The organism is Ascidiimonas aurantiaca (genome assembly GCF_037646345.1).
Lineage (GTDB): Bacteria > Bacteroidota > Bacteroidia > Flavobacteriales > Flavobacteriaceae > Ascidiimonas > Ascidiimonas aurantiaca.
In genome coordinates this window covers 44,619-66,662 of the sequence record NZ_JBBEWR010000010.1, presented here as the reverse complement: position 1 = coordinate 66,662, position 22,044 = coordinate 44,619, and the positions used below count along the sequence as shown (strand labels likewise).

Annotated in this window: 23 protein-coding genes, 1 tRNA gene and 1 pseudogene; 6 read left to right on the top strand and 19 right to left on the bottom strand. The window is 35.2% G+C overall.

Features of this window, described 5'->3' with window-relative positions:
* Positions 1-36: 36 nt before the first annotated feature.
* The 6 genes from WAO84_RS11245 to WAO84_RS11220 all read right to left on the bottom strand — a co-directional run bounded on the left by WAO84_RS11245 (position 37) and on the right by WAO84_RS11220 (position 6,374).
* Positions 37-771: a GLPGLI family protein gene (locus WAO84_RS11245; protein WP_340065848.1), complete on the bottom strand. Its 735-nt coding sequence runs from the start codon at positions 769-771 to the stop codon at positions 37-39.
* Between the two features lie 602 nt (positions 772-1,373).
* Positions 1,374-2,342, bottom strand: a complete 969-nt coding sequence (locus WAO84_RS11240; protein ID WP_340065847.1) for a c-type heme family protein — start codon at positions 2,340-2,342, stop codon at positions 1,374-1,376.
* Between the two features lie 94 nt (positions 2,343-2,436).
* Positions 2,437-2,619 carry a hypothetical protein gene (locus WAO84_RS11235; RefSeq protein ID WP_340065845.1) on the bottom strand — a complete coding sequence of 61 codons (183 nt, stop codon included), beginning with the start codon at positions 2,617-2,619 and terminating at the stop codon, positions 2,437-2,439.
* 400 nt (positions 2,620-3,019) lie between these two features.
* Positions 3,020-3,913: a DUF4382 domain-containing protein gene (locus WAO84_RS11230; protein WP_340065843.1), complete on the bottom strand. Its 894-nt coding sequence runs from the start codon at positions 3,911-3,913 to the stop codon at positions 3,020-3,022.
* Between the two features lie 585 nt (positions 3,914-4,498).
* Positions 4,499-4,741, bottom strand: coding sequence for a hypothetical protein (locus WAO84_RS11225; RefSeq protein WP_340065841.1), 243 nt, complete (start codon positions 4,739-4,741; stop codon positions 4,499-4,501).
* Positions 4,742-5,147: 406 nt separating this feature from the next.
* A complete protein-coding gene (locus tag WAO84_RS11220) occupies positions 5,148-6,374 on the bottom strand; it encodes a leucine-rich repeat domain-containing protein (RefSeq protein ID WP_340065840.1) in 1,227 nt (408 codons plus the stop codon).
* A 314-nt stretch (positions 6,375-6,688) separates the two neighbouring features.
* Here WAO84_RS11220 and WAO84_RS11215 point away from each other — a divergent pair, with 314 nt between their 5' ends.
* On the top strand, positions 6,689-7,243 hold the full coding sequence (locus tag WAO84_RS11215; protein WP_340065838.1) for a porin family protein: 555 nt from the start codon (positions 6,689-6,691) through the stop codon (positions 7,241-7,243).
* A 659-nt stretch (positions 7,244-7,902) separates the two neighbouring features.
* Here WAO84_RS11215 and WAO84_RS11210 read toward each other — a convergent pair.
* The 11 genes from WAO84_RS11210 to WAO84_RS11160 all read right to left on the bottom strand — a co-directional run bounded on the left by WAO84_RS11210 (position 7,903) and on the right by WAO84_RS11160 (position 17,625).
* Positions 7,903-8,907: a redoxin domain-containing protein gene (locus WAO84_RS11210; RefSeq protein ID WP_340065836.1), complete on the bottom strand. Its 1,005-nt coding sequence runs from the start codon at positions 8,905-8,907 to the stop codon at positions 7,903-7,905.
* Between the two features lie 40 nt (positions 8,908-8,947).
* Positions 8,948-9,475, bottom strand: coding sequence for a DUF4269 domain-containing protein (locus WAO84_RS11205; protein ID WP_340065834.1), 528 nt, complete (start codon positions 9,473-9,475; stop codon positions 8,948-8,950).
* A complete protein-coding gene (locus WAO84_RS11200) occupies positions 9,472-10,893 on the bottom strand; it encodes a S41 family peptidase (protein WP_340065833.1) in 1,422 nt (473 codons plus the stop codon). Before WAO84_RS11200 ends, WAO84_RS11205 begins: the two co-directional genes overlap by 4 nt.
* A 15-nt stretch (positions 10,894-10,908) precedes the next feature.
* Positions 10,909-11,982: a hypothetical protein gene (locus WAO84_RS11195; RefSeq protein WP_340065831.1), complete on the bottom strand. Its 1,074-nt coding sequence runs from the start codon at positions 11,980-11,982 to the stop codon at positions 10,909-10,911.
* An 8-nt stretch (positions 11,983-11,990) separates the two neighbouring features.
* The gene (locus WAO84_RS11190) at positions 11,991-12,392 is read right to left on the bottom strand and encodes a hypothetical protein (protein WP_340065830.1); all 402 of its coding nucleotides are present in this window, start codon (positions 12,390-12,392) and stop codon (positions 11,991-11,993) included.
* A gap of 83 nt (positions 12,393-12,475) precedes the next feature.
* Positions 12,476-13,192: a hypothetical protein gene (locus tag WAO84_RS11185; protein ID WP_340065829.1), complete on the bottom strand. Its 717-nt coding sequence runs from the start codon at positions 13,190-13,192 to the stop codon at positions 12,476-12,478.
* 7 nt (positions 13,193-13,199) lie between these two features.
* A complete protein-coding gene (locus WAO84_RS11180; RefSeq protein WP_340065828.1) occupies positions 13,200-14,114 on the bottom strand; it encodes a DUF5694 domain-containing protein in 915 nt (304 codons plus the stop codon).
* Positions 14,102-15,283, bottom strand: a complete 1,182-nt coding sequence (locus WAO84_RS11175; RefSeq protein WP_340065826.1) for a hypothetical protein — start codon at positions 15,281-15,283, stop codon at positions 14,102-14,104. The genes WAO84_RS11180 and WAO84_RS11175 overlap by 13 nt, the downstream gene beginning before the upstream one ends.
* Before the next feature lie 16 nt (positions 15,284-15,299).
* Complete coding sequence (locus WAO84_RS11170) at positions 15,300-15,596, bottom strand: P-loop nucleotide/nucleoside kinase family protein (RefSeq protein WP_340065825.1); 297 nt, start codon at positions 15,594-15,596, stop codon at positions 15,300-15,302.
* 180 nt (positions 15,597-15,776) lie between these two features.
* Positions 15,777-16,790 (bottom strand): C45 family autoproteolytic acyltransferase/hydrolase, encoded by a 1,014-nt coding sequence (locus WAO84_RS11165; protein WP_340065823.1) that lies wholly within the window; start codon positions 16,788-16,790, stop codon positions 15,777-15,779.
* Positions 16,791-16,803: 13 nt separating this feature from the next.
* Entirely contained in the window at positions 16,804-17,625 is an 822-nt protein-coding gene (locus WAO84_RS11160) for a methyltransferase domain-containing protein (RefSeq protein WP_340065822.1), read from the bottom strand.
* Between the two features lie 288 nt (positions 17,626-17,913).
* Between WAO84_RS11160 and WAO84_RS11155 the strand changes: the two genes are divergently transcribed.
* The 3 genes and pseudogenes from WAO84_RS11155 to WAO84_RS17220 form a co-directional block, all read left to right on the top strand.
* Positions 17,914-18,621, top strand: a complete 708-nt coding sequence (locus tag WAO84_RS11155) for a LamG domain-containing protein (protein WP_340065821.1) — start codon at positions 17,914-17,916, stop codon at positions 18,619-18,621.
* Between the two features lie 152 nt (positions 18,622-18,773).
* On the top strand, positions 18,774-19,166 hold the full coding sequence (locus WAO84_RS11150; protein ID WP_340065820.1) for a hypothetical protein: 393 nt from the start codon (positions 18,774-18,776) through the stop codon (positions 19,164-19,166).
* An 18-nt stretch (positions 19,167-19,184) separates the two neighbouring features.
* Positions 19,185-19,448, top strand: a pseudogene (locus WAO84_RS17220) (LamG-like jellyroll fold domain-containing protein); the annotation flags it as partial.
* A gap of 266 nt (positions 19,449-19,714) precedes the next feature.
* Here the strand turns inward: WAO84_RS17220 and WAO84_RS11145 are convergent.
* Positions 19,715-19,799: transfer RNA gene (locus tag WAO84_RS11145), tRNA-Ser, on the bottom strand.
* A 253-nt stretch (positions 19,800-20,052) separates the two neighbouring features.
* Here WAO84_RS11145 and WAO84_RS11140 point away from each other — a divergent pair.
* A complete protein-coding gene (locus tag WAO84_RS11140; protein WP_340065819.1) occupies positions 20,053-20,805 on the top strand; it encodes a sulfite exporter TauE/SafE family protein in 753 nt (250 codons plus the stop codon).
* Here the strand turns inward: WAO84_RS11140 and WAO84_RS11135 are convergent.
* Positions 20,802-21,194: an acyl-CoA thioesterase gene (locus WAO84_RS11135; RefSeq protein WP_340065817.1), complete on the bottom strand. Its 393-nt coding sequence runs from the start codon at positions 21,192-21,194 to the stop codon at positions 20,802-20,804. The two genes, WAO84_RS11140 and WAO84_RS11135, sit on opposite strands and share 4 nt — an antisense overlap.
* Before the next feature lie 201 nt (positions 21,195-21,395).
* On the opposite strand from WAO84_RS11135, the gene WAO84_RS11130 reads away from it, so the two are divergent.
* Positions 21,396-22,025, top strand: coding sequence for an NAD(P)H-dependent oxidoreductase (locus WAO84_RS11130; protein ID WP_340065816.1), 630 nt, complete (start codon positions 21,396-21,398; stop codon positions 22,023-22,025).
* Positions 22,026-22,044 lie beyond the last annotated feature (19 nt).

Below are 22,044 nucleotides of genomic sequence, written 5' to 3'. Positions count from 1 at the left end.
GCGAACTATTCACTTAAGGGCACTTATCATTTATCATTATCTGTAACGTGATTGATTATAACGGTATTCAACATATTCTTTTTCTGACATTCTCTTTTGCCCTGTAGGTTTTTCTATTATGATAGCTTCTTTAGGCTCAAAATTCACCTGGATAGCTTTATAGGATACCTTTCCGAAATTATAATTTACCATTAATTCCAAGGTTAATCCCGGTAGCCCTCCAAAGGGACCAATACCAAAGGATACCGGGACCTCAGGGGTGTACCAGGCAACAATGGGTTCCAGAATTTTTAAACCATGACGATCGGAAGTGAAATTCCCTATGGCTTTATAACAGGTGTATTCACCAATTTCTTTTTTCTCACTGGTCAACTCCCAGGTAACATCTGCTACATTAACGAGTATATCATCGATAGAACTATTTTTAAAAAACTTTTCTTCTGTTTCTAAATTTGTATAATAGACATTATGTTCACCTGCCATGATGGCGGTCACATTCATAACATATCCCGAGCTTGTGTTTGTCTTATCATCATGACTTTTCTTGTATAATGCTTCCTTCGCATTAATAAACAAATGAAAAACTATCGGAGTCCCATTAGAAAAAGTCCGTATCTGATCGTTTTTGATCTGTTCTGAAAGGATGGAGTCATTTAGCCGTTTAATAAAGGCATCACTGTTTGATGTAACTTTATACGTAACTTTTCCTTCATATTCCTGGGAATAAGAATAAACTGAGAAAAATAAAGCCAGAAAAAAAATTATTTTCATTCGGTTGAATTTTAAGAATTTGAATAGAGGTATTATCGTAAAAAATCATCTTGTTCTCTGCTTGGAAATCGGTTATCGCAGTGTCGATAGGCATAAGCGCAGTAAAAGCCATCAACCGCCCCAAGAATAGACCTTAACTGCTCTTTTTTAAGTAAATGGGCTTCTGTTAAATTCAATTTTTTTAAGTTTAATTTTTTCATTTTGAAGACTAGTAAAATTAATTATACCCTGAACATTTGGAGCCAACAGGGTTTAGGCTCGTAATTCAATGAATTAAAAGAACTTCGAGCTTTATTTTTTGAATGTTCTGTTTCTGATTTATCAGAAATCGTTGTGGTATATAAACCAAGTATTTTTGTGCAGAAATGTTAAGGTAAATCTATTTTATTAAAAACTATTAAGTAAAAATTTCTTAGCTCTGGTTTAAATAACATTAGCTAAAATAAGAAATAACCTATGCTTGCTGTGAAGTAAAAATAGAATTATAAGGAGTTTAACATATAGTTTTTGAAAGAGATACTTTTATAAAATAGACAGACTTATTTTTGATATTCATTTGATCTTGTATTTGGCAATGCATTGGAAACAGTCCGATTCCAATACTATTTTTGCATCTCTACAACCCATATACCACGTAACTCATTCACAGCATACCCGGTGGCTTTATCGTTAGGATAGAGTATTTTGATCTTACTAAGTGCCTTTGAGTTTATATCTTTTGCAGGGGTTCCGTGACATTGCAGGCACATATTGTTTGTTACAATGGGGTAATAGCCTGTTATTTTATTGTTCTTTTCAAAAATTTTTGAGGCAGCACTGCCTTTTTCTTTAAGAGCCGTTTTTGCCTGTTCTATATAGGCCAGTTCGCGTGCATTAGCTGCATTGTTGGGATTCCGGTTTTTATCAGAAACTCTTTTTATGCTTGCTTTCAGGTGAACAGCCATACTATCGGTTATACGCAATGCCCTTTCATTACAAAATGTAACCGCACCTTCGGTGCCTTTGGACTGAATAGCCCCCAATAGTGTTTTTCCCAATACCGACTTGGTGGCCAGTGCCATGTTTCGGCCTTTCTCAAGATAATTGTCAGTTCTCTGCTCAGAATTTTTTAAGAGCTGTTCTTTTTCTTCCTGATAGTGGGTATCAAACCAATCTGGTTTTTCAATTTCTGCCCGGTAAAGATAGGTGGCTACCGCCTTATAACTATCCGTGGAGTATCCCAGATTGGGCATAACGCCAAATCGTGTTACCGCATTGGGCATTTTAGATTTTTTGATATCTGGAGATATCAAAAATGAGCTCATTTCGCTAATAAACTCTTCTTCTGTTTTAGTGGTATCCAGATAATGCTGCTTTACTGCGACCAGGGGAGGTGCGATACGGTTCTTTCGGGTGGCATCAGGCGAGTGGCACGTTATACAGTTTTCGCTTACGATCTTTAATCCTTCCGAATATATTTTTGAATCTTCCTCATATGCTGCGTTTTGAGTGCTTTTAACTTCCTTTTTACAACTGTATAGAAGAGATATAAGTAGTGTAAGAGCAATGCGATAGAGGTGGTGTGTTTTCATTTTTAGTGTTTTATGCCATAACGGCTATCATATCAAAAATTTTCATATCCGGTTCCTGTTTTCCGGAGACTGTTGATCGTTAGATTACTATATTTTAATCGATTCCTTTTGTAAATATTTGCCAGGCGTATTTATTCAGAATGGTTACCTCACAGGTAGGTTCCAAATCTGTATAGCTATAAAGTTGCCAGAGTGAAAGTCCTTCTAAAAGTGTGATAAATTTTTGGTCCCGTGCGGGCACTAATTCAATAACATCTATGGGCTTGGCTTGGGTCATAATTCTTTCCTTAAAAAAATGCGAATGAAATGATCTGTACGGGAACTTTCAGGTTGAAAGGACAGAAGGATAAAGATAAGAAATTGCCTGTTTTTTGGTGTATAAACGGAAACATCTTTACGTCATGATACCATTATTTTGAATGATTCTGTCCATTCAAAAAAAGAAACCCTTACAATTGACTTAATTAGTGATGTTTTGAGAAGAAAGATGTTTTTTTATGAGAGAATAGATTGAGCCCCTTATTAAGGGTTCTGGCTTCAATGAGCTTTTACAAGCAGTTGATCAAGGGGGTACAGCTCAAAAAGCAAATGAGGTTGTATGCTAGGATATAGCGCAACCAGAAAAGTATATTAAAAAAAACAGGGCAAAGCCCTGTTTTTTTTTAAATGAACCTATTTTATTCACTACCCCCCGAGGCGGTGTTGGCTTCAAGAATAAAATCCTGTAGGGTTTTATTTCCGGCGTCTATTTGTATGTCAAGATAATCACTGGCAATATACCCCTCTAATTCGGCCAGTACTTTGTAAGTACCTGCTTTAAGTCCCATAATGGTATAATCGCCATTGGCATCGGTAAAGCCTGTTGTGTTTAATGTATCTGCTGCAAAAACAGAAATCTGTGTTCCCTCTAAAGGAATAGCTGTTTCCTGGTTTAGAGTGCTTACATTACCAAAAAGAGTACCTGAAGTGGACAGGTTACTTGCTTTGATGACGGGTTTAAAAATAAAACCATTTATTCCTGCCGGAGTATCTATATTTCCCTGTACAACAAAAGAACGGCTTACATCAAAATCCAAAAGCAAATCAGATGAAATTCCTCCTGATACGGTAAGTCCCGGTTTAATAAAAACTTTAATCCCTGTTTGTTCTCCACTGTGGACTTTTAAATTATAAGTACTTCCGTCTGTTAATACTACATTAACTCCTTTAACATAGATCCTGATTAAATTGTAAGTACCTGCGGGCACTTCCAAATCAGCTAACTGTTGTGTGATGCCGTTGGTAAGTTCAAGCAAATTGACTTCTATTTCCTCTTCCATTAAAGTTATGAAAGGATAACCTTCGCTATTCTCTTTAGCGTCATCATCTGAATTTTCATCTTCCACCCGTCGAGCCTCAACCTTAAAAACGGTTACATTAGCCTCGGCCAGGAAATTATAAGGAAAGGGAGCATCTGTTAACTGAACCTTTAACCTGCCGGTAGTTTCAGTATTTGTTGTTTCATCACTATTTGAACAACTTACAAAAATAAGAGTCATGAATAGTAAACCAAAAATCAATTTTGTTTTCATAAATAAGGGGTTTAATTATAATGGGATACAGGTATCCCCGGTTTCGACTTCTATATGTTAACAGTTAAGTTTTAAAATACCCTACTTACTTTATTAATGTTTTTTCTCGATGAAGACATTAATAATTTTACAGGTAGGTACTAAATGGATTATAAAGTAGATATTTTTCCAGAAAACATAACTTACTAAAAAACCTTTAAAACAAATTGTTTACAGGATACTTTTTTTAAGATGGAGGGTCTTTACAGGGAAATAGGAATCGCATATTCCAAAACCAGCTAAGTAGCAGGCATAAAACCCGTTAAGTTTTCACATTTATAAAGGTGAAAGTCTAAGTGACACCGAAAGGGATACCCTTTTTACCTAATTTTAACAATTCTATGTTTTTTTGCTATACTTAGATAGCAAATCAAAGCAGTATGGACATGATATTATTAAGGAATTCCAAAAAATCGTTCTTTTAAACAAGCGAATAAACCAGGGGTTATCTATTCAAATATACTTTCATGCTAACGCAAAGTTTTTAGAAATCTGGCGGACGACATTTTGATATTATCTAGAACATCTTGGATATGCGAATTAGAATCATGCTTTTAAGAAAAAAGTACTTTCCCTAATACTGAGTATACTTTCCGATACAGACAAATTTGGACTACCTATCCTTGGTTTATACCCTAATTCAATTAAAAGATCTGAATCTACCCTATATCCCATACTAAAGCTTACACGCATCAATTCTCTTTGTGGTGTACCGGTTTTATCATTTACATCAAACTGAATTTCCGTGCCATTGATTAGATAAAGCTTTTCGCTTATAAAGTATTTCATTGCCAGTCCGGTATTAAATTACTCTTGATCGCCAAATTTGGTATAAGAACTTTCTAAACGAACTGCAACATCTTTCACTATTGGAATATCCGCAATACTTGCTGTGTATTGTTCTCCATTTACCCCTAATGGAAGATTTGCATTATATTGAAATAGCCGGTTGGCGGGGGTTCTAATGCCCAATATAGATTTTTCTATCTGTTTTTGCTACGCAGACGTAGTGTTAGATAACAAAACACCAATCAAGAAAAACAGTAACTGCTTCATTCTATTTTCAAACAATTGAATTATTGCAGAATTCATTTTTTTCCATAATTAAGTCATTCCTTTCCTAACACCGGTTGTGCCTTTTATTAGGAGTTGCGTTTAGCTCTTAAAGGAAACGATCCTAATTCAAATGATTCAATTAAGGGCATGAAACGCCTACATCTTTGTTGAAAGAGATATTATTACTATCTATAAGATTGCACAGTTCATTAGGTAATGATGTCAGTTGATTCTCTTGAACAAATAGTACCAATAGACTGCTAAGTTGACCCATTTCAGGGGGCAATTCTAAGATACGGTTCTTCTGAAGCTGAAGGGTTTTAAGATTTATTAAATTTCCTATTGTACTTGGGATCTCTACAAGATTGTTTTCATCCATTCGCAAATCTATAAGGTTTATTAAATTTCCAATTTCCTGTGGTAGGATGGAAAGATTGCACCACCCAATATCCAAATTCACCAGTTGCGTAAGATTGCCTATCTCAATCGGTAAAGATGTTAATCGTCTATTTCCGTAAAGCCTTAGATTTTGAAGACTTTTGATTTGCCCAATTTCTTTTGGCAAATTGTTTAAGTCGTTAAATGAAAGTTCCAGTTGAATCAAATTGCTCAAATTACCAATATGACTGGTCAATGTGTTTAAGTTATTGTTGCTTAATATCAAAAAATTCAATTCGGAAAGGGTTGCAATTTCCTGAGGTAATTGCTTCAATTCGTTATCGGTTAGATTTAAGGTACGTAGCTTCTGTAACTTTCCAATTTCCACAGGTAGCATGGTAATATTGTTGTCTCTGATTATCAGAGAGTTAAGCTCATCCAAATTGCTTATTAATGGTGTTGTCAATGATAGGTTCTCATCGTCGATCTCAATTTGTGTTACTCTACCGTTTGTAACCTTGATTCCACTCCATTTTTCCATATTTTCAGAAAAATCCCAATCTAAAGTATTGTTAGGATTTAAGTTGTACCAATCTATCAGTACATCTCTGTCCGTTATTGATGTATCCGTAATCTTTATGGTAACGATATAGGAGATTGGTGCTTCATCTTCTGCCTTTACGGTATAGGTGACTGGAGTAAAAAAATCTTTCTTTAGGGTGTCATTTGGCTCTATGGTAGCATCTTCAGAGACACGTATGGTGGGTTTTAAGTTAGAGAGGGGAATGTGTTCAGTTGATTCTAAAAGGATGGTTTTTTTATCCTCATCTATGACTCCTATTATATCTTTTGAAAGATTACTATTTTCACTTGAGCGTAAAGAAAATGAAATAATTTTTTTTTCAGTACTTAAATCAGCTTCATCATCATTGTCACAAGCTATTAGACCTAATATTAAGATAAATGCAAAAAATAATGACTTTTTCATAAGTAGGTTTTAGTATTTTCAGTTAACTTACCTCCAAAACTATAGAAGGTATTGTTATCCATGTTTGTCAAAAACTCTATTTTCTTGGCCAAATAGCTTTTGTTTTTATTACAAATTGTCCCAAGTATAGGCTATTAATTCTATCCCGTAAGTTGAAATCTGCTATTCTTAGCAAAACTGATTGCATAATTCAAAATAAAACCCTAAGAGCAATAGCTCAGTGTTAAAATCTACCAAATCAAGACTATTTGACAAACAGGGAAGAAGGCACAATACTATTTTAGGGGCTTAATTTAATCTTTAAAATAACGATAATGAGAATCACAATTTTAACAGTATTTACAGTAGTTTTTGGTCTAATAAATGTTAACGCCCAAAAAGTTGAACTCGGAGTAAAAGCAGGAATTAACTTTGCAACGGTTACAGGAGATAATACCTCGGATATAGAGTCCATCACAGAGTTCCAAAGTTTTGGTTTTGTTGCCGAAATCCCGCTATCAGAAAAATTCTCTTTTCAACCTGAATTCATGTATTCCGTTCAAGGCTTTGATACTAACGACGATTTAGTTTCATTAAAATATCTAAATATTCCTTTAATGGGGAAGTATTATGTAGCCAAAGGATTAAGTATGGAAGCAGGTCCACAATTGGGTTATTTATTATCTGCAAAACAAGAAGATAATGATGTTGATGACAATTTTAACCGTATCGATTTCGGTGTTAATTTCGGTTTAGGCTATAAGCTTGAAAATGGTCTTAATTTTGGAGCTAGGTATAATTTGGGTTTATCAAATATCAATGATATAGATGAATTAAACGATAAGAATAGAAATGGCGTATTCCAAGTTTATGTTGGTTTCTTTTTCTAATAGTCGAAGTTGTTTCAGTATAAAGGCTCAAACTCAAAAGTTTGGGCTTTTTTTAATTCCTAAAAGCTACTCCATTAATTTTTAATCACATATCATATCCAGATGATTTTTTTCTTTTCTATCAAAGTATATATCATCAATGTGTAGAAAAGATATTTTTTGACAAATCGAACAATCTAACAATTGAAAAAAGCTAAGCACAATAAATATTGCGACTTTAAAGTAATTAAATATTATACCAGTGTCAGCAAACTTGATCATCAAAAGAAATAAAAATATAGATATGATAAGGATAGTATGTATTCTATTTGTGATACTATTGCACTTAAATATTCATTTTGGACTCTCAAAAAACGTTTATAAAAAAGGCATTACCGGGGGAGATTTTTAAACTGTTATTTTGGAGCGGTTTCTATGGCGTTGTTATCTTTTTTACGCTTTTTGGGTACGTGATAACTCTTTCGGTTTTAAAAAGATGGAAGCGTTTGTCCAATATTAGCATTAAAACTTTTTACTGGTTCAGATTGGCACGAAATTCAAGTAGGATATTTACCTGCAAATTGCGACGTTTTACGGTGAAATTTTTCTTAAGCAAGTTGCTATAGAACTTGCTAAAAGCAAAAACCTACAAGACTTATAGCCAAGGTTAGCAACTGACATTAATTTAATATTTCTTCCAACTTTTTGTCTAATTCTTTTCCTCGCAAATCTCTGGCAACAATAATTCCATTTTCATCAATTAAAAAACTGTCTGGTATTCTCTCAACGCCGTAAATCATTGCCGCGTTGTTTCCATTCCCTTTTAAATCGTTTACATGATACCAATTCAATTTGTCTTTTTCAATAGCTTTGAGCCATTTATCCTTGTTTTCATCCAATGAAACAGCAAATATTTCAAATCCCTTAGGTTTAAATTTTTCGTAAGTTTTTACAAGGTTTGGATTTTCTTTTCTGCAAGGTGCACACCAAGATGCCCAAAAATCCAATAAAATGGTTTTGCCTCTCAAATGCGATAACTTTTTAGGATTACCATTTTGGTCAATCATTTCAAAGTCCACAAATTGCTCACCTATTTTTGGCTGTTTATTTATATGAATATAGTCTGAAATCATCTTGCCATATTTTGAAGACTTGTTTTTTTCGGATAATAGGTCAAAAAGCGCTTTTGTTTCATCTTTTCCATACGTTGTTGAATACAATGAGAGTATCTCTGCACTTACAATACTATTCGGATGGGCCTTTATGAATTCTATCTCTTTTTTTCTCTGATTTTCTTCTGTTAAGTTGGCAAGCTCTATTCGTAACGGTTGAGCCAATATTTCTTCTTTTGAACCAGTAACAATTGCATTTTCAAAATTATTTTGTGAGGCATCAAAAATCATTGGATTATTCTCTAACCACAAAAATCTATAATTAGAGTTATCACTGGTTCTGATAACGACCTGCAATGGCGAGGTTGATAATTTTGTGTTGAATACAAATGTGTTGTTTTTGACTTGGGTAGAATCGATAAGGTCAATAGTTTGGCTGTCTGCATTATCCAAATAAATCATTGTCCCATTTTCAAGTCCGTTTGTTTTTCCGGACATTGAGAATTCAGCCTCTGTCTTATCAACACAGGAAGTTATTAGTAAGATTAGAAGGCCATAGATTACTTTTTTCATAGGTATCGGTCTTTGTTTGTTGTTGACGGTTTTATTCAATTTATAATTCAAGTAAAACTTTGAAAGGATTACCCTTTAGCCCCAAAAGCTGAGCAAAGGCTTTCTCAGTCTTAAGTCCACTTTTCTTTAACGATATGATTTCCTCTTTAAACGCTTCGCCTTTCTGCCTTAATATCTTATCCTCAATAACAAGATGGCGGTAGGCTATTTGTTGTTGTACGGGAAAGTCCTGACAAAATACTTCAACAGTAAAATGATTACCTTTAAAAGATGTGATGGAACTCTCAATGCCATCAATACAATTGCGGTACTGTTTAAAGCATTTTTTATCGCCATAATGTTTACGCAATAAAACTTCAAAATCAGATAGATTTTTTGCTTCACAAATGATATCAAGGTCACTTTCAGGCAAATCTATAGCAATAGGTATTGTTCCAGTTAATACAGGATTGAATTCTCGTAAGATGCAAAAAACATCCAAATCCTTAATTTCCTCATAGGCAAGTTGCTGTCTCGCATTACCTATTTTGAGGTAAGCTATATTCAAGAATTTAGTTCTAAAGGTCATTTCTTTTTACTGTTAAGTTTGAGCGCAAAGTCCATCACAGCGTCTTCACCATTAAGCTCTTGAGTAATGGTATTCCTAACTTGGTAATCCGGTATAACGCCGTGAGTTGGATTTTCAACTGGAACATTTAATTTAAACACCACTAGCGGTATATCAATATTAATTTTTGAATGAGGTAAAGTCAAGGTATATGTAACACCAGCAGTACTTTGCAGTCCATTTCCGCCAACTTCCTCGCCAATGAAAATGCTTGATCTATAATGCTTCAGAAAAGAAGCAAACTCGCCAGTAGCAGAGAATGAGTTGCCGTTGATAAGTACAGTGAGGTCGCCTTTATAATAGTCCCTTTTCGACCTATAAATTTTTAAACCTTCCTTATTGAATCTTTCAAAACGTTGATTTTCGACCTTTTTTACTTTGAGCCAACTAAAGGTGTTCAACCAAAAAACACCTTGGTTTTTATAATACGCTGCATCTTCAATCCTGTTGGTTATGGTATAAACATCTTCATATAAAATAAAGTCATTCTCTAATAGATATGATAATAATTCTTGGGTAGGTTTAGGGTCACCACCAGCGTTATTTCTAACATCTATAATGAGCTTTGTAATGTTCATTTTACGTATTGCACTGAAGGACTTTGCTAGAAATTTTTTATACGCTCGTTTCCTTAAAGATTTAGTATCAAAAGTGGGAAATGTAATTATAGCAGTGTCACCAATAATTTTGAAATTCAAAGCACCTATTAGCGAATTATTAAGCCTTTCAACAATCTCACTATTTAGTGAAACAGTGCTCAAAGTAATAGTGTTTTCTGCACCATCATTATCAACTACTGTAAGAAGATATTCGTCTTTTTGTCCGTAAACAAAGCTATACTCAAAACCAAAAAGTGAAGATAGATTTTCAATAGGAAAGGTCAGATTGTTGCCATCTCTAGTTTGGTGTGTTAAAAGCCTAGAAAATATATCTTCAATAGATTTGCCATCAATTTGCTTAATCTTTAAACCAATCAAGTCACCATTGGAATTGTTAAATTGATGCTTAATAAAATAATTACCATCATGGCAATAGACCTGTATAGGCAGCATTTTAAACTTTTGCGATAAAGCAGGATACTTAACCTGGGTATGACCGTTCTTGATAATGCTATTAAGCGGTGCGATGTGTTTATAAAATTCAAAAACATCGATGTTGTCATTCAATTTAGCTTGGGTATTAAGAAACCATTGCTCAACATCCTGTTCTGATGTATAGGCAAATAATCCGCCATGAAGCGTTTTTAAGTTATTATAGAGTATATCTAAATCTTCCTCTAGTAATTTCTTATCTAATAGTATTTGTGCTTGTGCAAAAGTTATATTTAAGGTAAAAAATAATATACCTATGATGCCAATAAAGTTCGTTTTCGAAGTCATTTATAATGATTTGTTTTAAAAATTAAATCCAACTGAAACTTCAAGACCGATATCGCGAGTATAGATTTCAGAATTTTGAATCTGTTGAAAAAACTCAACACCCAAGACCAGCCCATAATCTTTCCAGGGAATAATCTTTACACCTTGGCTGGCACCTACGCCAATTAGAAATTTATAGATATCAGTATCTGTATTGAGTCTTCTTTTAACCTCAACACCAATTGGGAGGTTCACACCTACAGCACCATAAACACCGGGGAAAATCTTTTTATACCCAAATATACCTGGACGTAACATTGTGGCCTCAACATATTCAAAGCCTTCCCTGCCTGCAAAGTCTTCTTTAACATCATAAAATTCTAAATTGATTTCATAAGGAATAATGAAAGACTTATCGCTATCCATAAAGCCCGTATAACCTACTGCCCATCCATTATGATAGGTGCTGGTTAAAATCTGCCGGTACTCAATGATGTTGTACCAATTATTAAGGGTATTGTCTTCATCATCAAAATTTGAAGCTTCAAAATGTACCATATCGCTTTCTTTTGAGATACTTTGATGTTCAATAAACGCTAACATGCCATACTCTAAAGCGGCTCTTATGCGTTGTTCGTGGCTCAAAAACACATCCTCTATGGTCTTGGCAAAATCAAAGATGTGAGCAGCAAAAATTTGGTCTTCGTTACGCTTAATACGATACAATTCTTTAAGCTTACCACGTTTCATTTCATAGAACGAAAGGTCAACAGCAGCTCTAGAAACGACTTCTTCTGTATTGCGACGGGTTTCCTGAATGTTCAACTCGTTAATCTTAATGTAAATGGCTTTTTTATCGAATTCCTTTTTTAATGATGCTTCTATAAATGTCTTTACGGCAACTGCAGCATTGGGTTGTAATTGAAGTATTGCCTTTTCCCCATTAAGAGTATTATGAATACCTAGATTTTTAACCTTACGATTATCAATAACCTCTTCAACATAAAAAGAACTGTTGTCTGTGTCAAACACTACTGTTTTTAATTCAACAAAGTCTTGAGCACTTGCAATAGTGGATATGAGCATAAATAAAAGAACGAACTGTTTCATGGCCAAGACTATTTTTCGCATGAATTATAATGAACCTCTGTATAGCGATAGTAGTCAGCATCAAAAATCACGACCAAACTATATGTGCCTAACCATTTAATTCTTAGTTTATCAATCTCTTGGGTTGTGTATTTTAGTTCTATGTAGGCACCATTGGTATTAAGCATCCAGGTGCCAGAGTACAACTCACCTTCCATCATGGCGCTAAATGTCATGTCTTCCTTAAAGTCAATATAGTCATTGACCTCATTGACTTCTGGCTCATAATATTCACCTTCTTCATAGTATTTCTCTAGCTTCCAGGATTTTAGTAATGCGGTTTTTGATACATTTTGGGCAACCATGGTATGACTAAAGGGTATAAGCCCGATAAAGAATAAAAGTCTTAAAATTAGGTTTGAAGATTTCATAGCTATACTATTTAATTGATTTGGTATTTCGCTTTGGCGAAAGCGAAATTTAAACTGAGTAACGTCGAAGTAAGAGAGCGTAATTATTTTAATAATACTTGTTCTAAATTCTTTGGTTTACCCAAAGAGTCTATTAGTGTAATTCGTGGAATATCTAAAGTATCAACATATACTTTGATACGTTCGCGACCTTTAGAATCATAGAGAAATAAGCCTACGTTTTCATTTTCTTCCCTACCCAAAAACATACGATACACGTTGATTTCTGAGTCAATATATGTTTTGAATTCGTTATACGCTTTCTGCTTTTCCTCTTTGCTGAGACCTTTGATGTTTTCTTTTAATTGTTCAAATAGTTTTTCAACTCTAATAGAATCTGAACGTTCTCTTAAAAACATACCGTACCAGCGTTTCCATTTATCACCATCCTTGTATTCATCTTTCATTATGGCTAGGATTTGGTCGTTTTTTTGTTGGTCAAAGGTGATGCCTGCAAAACTTTCATCATCGTTACCGTCATAATAAATACCACCAACTTCGTCACCTACACGATTAAAGAAAATAAGCCCTGGTAAATCTCGTTTTGAATCTGGATTGTGAGGTACGCCATGAGTTGTGGCCAGAGCTTGCTGTTCAGGATTGCTTATAGAAACATACAGATTTCCGTCAGGTCCAACAATACTTAACCGCTCTGCTTTGATTTCTTTAGATATGTCTTGAGGTTTTATATGCTGGTAAATTAAGTAGGTGATAATGCCTAATAAAAGAATGGTATTAGCGGTTAAATGTATTTTTTTCATTGATATTTTACTTTAAATAGTTATTGATTTCTATGTATTCAAAATCTGGGGAATCCTGAAAGAACTTTTTTAGCGTATAAACATGACCAGAGCCATAAATAAGCAACACACGTTCCTCTTTATCTAAATCCACAAAATCGTAAGTGTTTGCATAAATTCTAAGGTTACGTTGATACCATCTAGCAGTAGCATCAGCACCAATGTATAAATCGCCTGCGCCTTCTAAAGCCCATTCTGTTAAATATCCTTGATGATTTTTGAGTCTGTTAGAAGGTGTATTGAGAAAATGTAAATGCTTCCTTAGAGATAGCACAGATTTTAGAGAATCCTGATATCTTGAAGCACTTTGATAGTCGTATCGGTTGTATTTTTCCCATTGTCCCAAAGATTTAAGATAAGCATCTACGTCGTAGTCATCGCTAACATCAGCGCCAAACCATTTGAGTTTTTTAGTGTCTGTGGCATAAATCCTACGATGCCCTAGACGTTTAGCCAACCTAAATGCAATTTGATAGGTTTCACTGCGCTTTTCAGAAATATCAAATGTACTGTTCAAATAGTCTTTATATCTGCTATTAAAGATGCTGTCACCTTTAATGCGTTGTACCTCAACCATTATTTTAGTGGGTTGAAATTTTTCTAAAGCATCTAATAATTCATTTAATTCTTTCTGTCGCTTATCAGATAAAATATCAAAGGGAAATTGGTGCTTGTAGCTATCCAATCCTGGATTGTCAAAATGAAAGGTGCCCAGAACAGTCACCTTTGCTTTATGCTTTCCAATAAACTCATCTGGTGAATGAGGGTCTTCAATTGCCTTTGAATCTTCCTTCTTCTCAGAATCCTTTTCTTCAGAACACCACAAAGAGAAAAATAAAAATATATATACTATAAATTTCATGGTGTTGTTTATTTTATCCATTTATTAATTTTTATTTCTATAGAGTCTGAAACAGGACTAACTTTTACATTATTATAATCCCATATCAAAGAGTCTGTTATAATACCATTCAAGTTTCTCGCGGTTTTAACGAGTTCCTTACGTCGTCTTACTTCCGCTAGAAAAGTAGAATCAATCAGGTTCTCAATACCATTAACCATTTTAAAATCTTCAACCTGCTTGTATTGCACGTAGCCATTAAATACATCTGTGTAGTTAAAATTGTGCTTCTCCCATGGCCATAAATCGAAATAATCGGCACCAAAAGGCGAACCTCTAAAATCAAATCCAATATTGTCAACACCAGTAACCTTAAATGCGGCATCCCATTTACCGTCTGACACCGGGGTATAATTTTCGTTTTCATCCCATGTAATCGTATTTAGAAGTACATTCGCTACACGACCAGGATAGGCTTCAAACAAAAACCGACCTACATTATCAGGCTTCTCGTTGTTGGGATACATAAATTGATGTCCAAAGGCGTGTCTGTAATTCTGTATCACTAATGCTTTTTTACGTGTGCCAGAACTATTCTCTATACTATCGAATTTCCGTATGGTATAATCGGCCATCAAACTATCGCGCTTGCTAATGGTATTATCCCAAAAGGTTCTATATTTTTCAGCAGTTATCTGTGACCAATGAATAGGCACATCGCTTGGATAAAGTCTAATTTTATTGTTATTCTCTAATTCGTTATTGAGAGTTCTCAAACCTTTAAAAAAAAACGGAAAATTATACCTGATAGTAATTGGATGTACACTATTATTTCTGTTGATGTGAAGCAATAGACTGTCAGCTTGCTTTTCATTCAGGTGTTTGGATGTCAAATACTCGTGTACGTTAGATTCTTGATTTCTTGAACAGACTTCTATAAAAATGTTACCTACAGAGTCAATGAACCTTGGGTCTTTGGCAATTTCCAAAATGAGCTCATATTGGGTTAATTCCGGATGAAAGCGTTCGCCTATAATTACGATATCGTGGTCGTCAAAAAGGTCTAGTATATAATCCTTCGCTCTTGTGTTTTGTTCTTTTATAAAACCAACGTAGGGTTCAATATCTTGATGGTAATATTTGGGTTTTTGATTACAATTGGTAATATTAATTAGAATAGCTATTAGTACTATTTTTGATATACTTCTCACTTTTTTTAAATTTATTTCATTTAATCACCACAGGATTATCGAGCTCATCCTCTTTTGGATTTTCAAGCCAGGTCCATAAAATCGAAATCGGCTTGCGTAACGTTAAATTGAAAGGTCTCACCTTTTTAATATTTCGTTCTATAAAACCTTTCCGTCTAACTGTAGAATCAACATTTAAATAGTGTATTTGATATTCAAAAAAATGGTCTGATGCAAATTGCCTGAAACGTTCCTGCTGTTCAAATTTTGCAAAGCCCATATCCAAAATGCTATCTACTTGTAAAGTTTCCAACTGTTTTATTTGGCTCATCATTTGCTGTTCACATCTCGCTATATGTTGCAGTATCTAACCGGGGCTATCGGTAGTCGGTATGTCCATCAGATACAGTGTTATTCCATTCATCTAAGGAAAAGAGAACGGCTTTTTGCTTTTGCTTTAAATCTAGTGTGCAGGTGGTTTTTCCTGCACCTGTATTACCAACTATCAAATGTATCACGACCTATTTTTATTTCGTTTTTTAAGCCACCAGTCTAACCGCGTTTCTGTTTTATAATTTGTTGTTCTTGGCCTGGTTTCTGCTCTCTCAATTTCTAAGGTGTTAAGGTTGGCAGCTACCGACCAGATAGTACCGAATTTTTCTTTTTTCAAATTCAAACACACACACGGGTCAGATAAAATCACTTTTGCAGTTTCTAAATCTAAGTGCAATAATTGTTTTAAGCTTTTTTCAACACCCTTATAGCGCTCGACACTTTTAGACCATGCTACGCCACCTTTATCAAATGCCCTCATATCATCTGAAACAAACTGGTTGGTGATATGAAGAAAGCGCTGGCTTTCATTTGGATGGATAACCATAGTTTTTTCTGGCGCAGATTCTACAATTGCAATTTTACCTTTGGCATCTGCAATCAAAAAATTATTAGAAGTTGAAACTTTAGCTTGTTTTACTACAGTTATAGCCTCATCTGTCGTAGCAGCTTCCTCAAGGACTTTTCGCACTATAAAATGAAAACTTACGCCTGGCTGGCGTGTTTTACCATTTACAAAAGACATAGCTATAGACAATCCTTTCTCATTTATACCGTCTGACCTGCCTATAAACACATCAGATTGGGAAATATAACTATACTTGCCCATAGGGGCAATCAAGCTACTTTCGGTAAATTTTTTGAGCGCAAAAGGCATATCGTAATTACGTCCAATAATTGTTGAATCATCATTTCTAAATGCAAACACACTGCACTGTCCGTTAAAATCAAAAGCGACAAGACTTAGTAAAAAAGCAGCTACATTATCTGGACTATCTTTTATACCATCTGCAAAACCAATTATTTCTTGGTAAATTTCTGTATAGAAATGTTTTAGCTCAGGGATACATGCTAAACCAAATATTTTTTTTTCGGATGATATAGCAGGTAGTCTAAAAGCTGCTTTCTCATAAAGTAAGCTGCCATATTTGTAACCCATATCGTAGTAATTCCCGTATAATCTAGGATGGTACATTCTTTAATTTTATTTATTTTTTTACGCTTACCATAAAATGTGGACTTAGCGCTATTAGGTTTTCATCTTGTTCTGTGATTTTAAGCAACTCTTCTAAAGTTTCTCTTTTCTGTGGTATCTCCATACTAGTAAAATATGAGCTATCCAACCATATAATTCCCTCAACAGCTTTGCTAGTCTGATATTTAAAATCAGCAGCATTTAATAATTCAGCTCTCAAATCTTCTGGTTTGTGGTAGTATCCTTTGGCTAAAAGCCACGGCAATGAATTTGGGGGATTATGTAAACTACTTGACAATTCTCGCCTGCACATTTCAAAAAACTCACGGTTGTGTATTTGTCCGTTCATTAAGCCTGCCATAGTGGACGCTGTATAATTAATGCCAAAAGCTAAACAAATACCATTTGTTTTGAGAACACGATAGGCTTCCTGAATGGCAAGTTTCCTTTCGGTGGCAGATTGTAGATGATATAATGGACCATGTAAAATAACAAGGTCTGCAAAGTTTGAAGGATATTCAAGCTTTTGGGCATTTCCTTTAATAATCGTAAAAGGCTTTTCTGCTTTTTTAGAGCGACTTTCTGCTTGCTTGATATGCTTCTCAACGGGCTCTATCAAAACTACCTTATGACCTAAGCTACCTAACCATTCTGAGTATTTGCCCGTGCCACCGCCAACATCGATTATAATGGCATGTTCTTTAGTTATATGTTGGGATATAAGCTGTTTGATACGTTCAAACTCAAACACACCCATACCACTATCTAACCTAGTCTCTTCCGAAGCCTTATTGTAGAATTTTTCGATACTTATATCTACCAATGCACCACTCATTGCTTTTGTTTTAGATTAAACAAAGCTTCAAACATACAGGCATTTAATGATTTTTGTTTGTCAAAAAATCATTATTTCTTAGGACTTTTTAAAAATCAAAATGAGGACTTTTTGACAAGCAGAAATTGGTCATTCAAAATAGTTTTGTCGCTCAGTTAAATCTCAAATAATCTTTATGAAAAATTGTTTATTATTATTATTTACAATTCTCGTTTTAGCTCCAATGATTTCTTGCTCAGACGATGACAACAATAGCTCTAATGATTCCGTTAATTTGGAACAAGGGGATTGGTAGCTTACTATCCATTAAATGGTAATGCTGATTATGTAAGCGACAACAATTTTAATGGGAATGTCCAAGGTAATCCAGAGCTTTTTGAAAATGCCATAAACGGTAGTGGAAACTCATACTATTTTGATAGTAATAATCACGTTATAACCACAAGTAATCAAATTGATAATGACTTGGGCAAGAGCGCCACATTTTCTGCGTGGATTTATGTTGATGAGAATGCGGCACCATTTACAGGACGGATCTTATCAAATTTCAATGGCAATGATTCTAGTGAAGCCAATTGTAACAGAAGAGTTGGTTTTGTTTTTGGCGTTACAGATCTTGGAGCAATCAATATATTTTATGCCACAAGTTCACCACTGTATTATGGACGCATTACTGCGGAAGAATCCATTGAGAGAGGTAAGTGGCACCATGTATTAACAACATGGGACGGAACTCGAAAATCTTCTGGATTCAAAATATATATCGACGGTAAAAGAAGGGATAATGAGAATTTTCAGGCTGGTCAAGAAACCTCCTTTTGCGATAAATACATACAATCAGAGCAATCTTTCCAAATTGGATTAGGTACGTGCGTAACTGGCCCTTGTTCACCGTTTAAAGGCGCAATCGATGAAGTTCGTATTTACAAAAGAGTATTGAATTCAAGTGAAATAGATGTATTGTTCTCGCAGCGCAAGGATGATAATAATATATAATGATGAAAAAGATAATATTTTTAGCTATATGTTCGCTCTCAGTTTTAGTTTCATGCACTGATGATGAACAGAATCAACCAAATACTGACACTTTAGAAGATTGATTAGTAGCTTATTATCCTTTGGATAACGATGTTCTTGGTTATAGTCCTATGAAACTAGACGATCTAGATGGAGTTGCATGGCAAAATCCAGGGATTTTTGAAGATGCGATTAAGCCGTCTGGAACATCATTTTTGCTTCAAAACGATAGCAACGTCAATGCTTTTAATGCACAATATCTGTCATTATCAATGGAGATAGATGAACACATGAGCGATGGTGCATCCATATCGATTTGGATAAACTTCGGTGACAACAGTGGAACAGCGACAATATTATCTAACTATAAGGGTAGTGATGGTGATTTAGAACCCTGTTGGTTTGGGGTTGGATTTACCATAGATGTTACGCCTGACAATTCGCTGAGGTTCTATTACGCTAGCAATGATGATAACTATGCTGGAAGAAAAACAGCGATTAACAAAATAAGAGAAGACGTTTAGCAAAATGTCTTAGTCTTATGGGATGGTGACTATAAATCGGCCAATGGGTTTAAAATTTATGTTGATGGCGTAAGGAGCGATATAGCAGATTATTCAGCTGGGAATAATTCATGCGATACATTCGTTGAGTCAGGAATATCATTTGTAGTTGGACTAAAATCAGGCATTACAACTTCCAACTATTATACAGGTGCGATAGATGAAATTAGGTTTTACAATAGAATATTAAATCATGAAGAGATAAATATCTTATTCAATCGAAGAGTAGTGGAAAATCAATAGTTGAAATTAGACTAGTTTAGTGTTAGAAAATTGAAGCCGTCTCATTTGGTTAATGAGACGGCTTCTTTTTGTTTTGAGATGATGTCTCTCAGCGGAGGAAGAGGGATTTTGTTCCAATATCCCTTGTTTTTCGCATCTGACAATAAAGCTCAAAATTGCCAGAACAATTTTTGGTCTTTATTTTTTATCCGCTTACAAGAACTCAGTTCTTGACACTCCTAAAAAGAAAAGCCCGATTTTCCCTGAAAATCGAGCTTTGCTCTAAGCGGAGGAAGAGGGATTCGAACCCCCGGAGGTGCGACCCTCAACGGTTTTCAAGACCGCCGCATTCGACCACTCTGCCATTCCTCCCATAAAATGCCAAAAACAAGAACTCTTTCTGCGTTGGCGGGTGCAAATATAGAAAGCTTTTTAGTTTCCTGAAAAAAAAATGATAGGTTTTTGATATGAAAAACAAAGTGTATCTTAAATAATAAGGTATTCATGATATAAACTAAAACCTGAAAACCCTTTTGTGCCAGGCAGGGAGGATAAGAGGTAATTTTTGATATTACAAACCTCATAACATATAAAAATATAGTATTTTCGACATCAAATTATCCGTATGAACCCTATATGGGAATTTTTATTACTGTTTGCTGTAGGCTTCGGAACCGGTTTTATTAATACGATAGCAGGCGGCGGTTCTCTGGTAACCTTGCCGGTACTTATTTTTCTGGGGCTTCCGGCCGATGTGGCTAATGGTACCAACCGAATTCCTATTCTTATTCAGAGTATAGCATCTCTGGCCGGATATCGCAGTAAAGGGTTAAAAGTGCGTCCTTTTGCGTGGTACCTTAGCGTTATGGCTTTAGGAGGTGCCCTGTTGGGTGCGCATATCGCTATTGATATAAAAGGTGAGCTGTTTAACAGAATACTTGCCATACTTATGGTAGTGGTAGTTGGTTTTATGGCATTTAAGCCCCGAAATAGTATGGGGCTTATTACTGAGCGGCTCAAGGGAAAATATTTTTGGACAAGCTTTATTCTGTTCTTTTTTATAGGCATTTATGCCGGCTTCATACAGGCAGGAACCGGAATATTCATTTTACTTACACTTTCAACCGTAAATCATATAGCTCTGGTAAGGGCTAATGTAATAAAAGCAGTGATCATTCTTATTCTCACCATAGGGGCCCTTACCCTTTTTATTATACATGTAGATATTCACTGGGCCTACGGGCTTTATATGGCTGCCGGAAATGCCATAGGTGCCTGGTGGAGCAGCCGTTGGTCTGTAAACAAAAGTGATACTACCGTAAAGCTTTTTCTGGTAATAATGGTTATAGGTATGGCTATAAAACTCTGGTTTTTTTAATCGGTAATAGATACCGGTTGCAAATCATCCCCTATCGCTACAAAAGTAAAAGTGCCCGAAACCACTTTTTCTCTGCTTTCTTGATACATTTTTTCCATATAGATATCTACCTGTACCTTACAGCTCGTATTTCCTACTTTTACTATGCGTGCTATGAGTTCAACCAAGGTACCCTGGGGAATGGGTTTTCCAAAGTCTATTTTATCGGTAGAGACCGTTACTACCTTTTTCCGGCTAAAACGAGTGGCACAAATGAAAGATACTTCATCCATAAGTTGCAGGGCCGTACCACCAAAAAGAGTGTCGTAATGGTTCGTAGTGTTGGGAAAAACGGCTTTGAAAATACGGGTTTCCGATTGTTCAATACGGTTTTTTAGGCTTTTATCCATTTATATGGGATTAACTTTTAACAAAGACTTAAAAATACTACTTTTACCTGACCAAAAAAGGCAGGAGGTACATACTTATAAACAGCCTTGTGACCCGGCTGAAAAGAGCAATGTTCCGTACCTTTTAAAGTGATTAAAAAGAATTTTGAGTACGCGGTACTGAGAGAACGACCGTGATCTATTATTTTTACAGATAGTGATATGAACGTACTGGACACCTTGCAATGGCGCTATGCAACCAAAAAGTTTAACCCCGACAAAAAAGTACCCGAAGAAAAACTGGCTATACTTAAAGAGGCCTTTAACCTTACGGCTACCTCTTACGGATTACAACCGGTAAAGTTACTTATCGTATCAGATGCGGTTACCAAAGAAAAACTTTTACCGCATTCCTGGAATCAGAAACAAGTGATACAGGCGTCACATGTATTCGTTTTTTGTGTGGAAACCCAGGTAGATGAAAACTATATATCCCGATACTTTGAAAGAGTTAAAGAAGAGCGTGGTACACCCGACCAGGTATTGAGCCCTTTTCGGCAGAATCTCATTAAAAGCTTTTCGGGTATGAGTGCGGAAGATATTCACGCATGGGCATCCAAACAGGCCTATCTCGCTATGGGAAATTTATTAACCGTATGTCCTCTGATCGAAATAGATGCCTGCCCTATGGAAGGTTTTATTCCCGAAAAATATGACGAGGTATTAAATCTGAAAGAGAAACAGTTACGTTCTGTACTGGTAATGCCCGTAGGGTATCGTGCCGATGATGACATGTTTGCCGGTTTTAAGAAAGTGAGGAAACAACTGGAAGACAGCATAATTGAGTTATAGAAATTTTTAATCTCTAAAT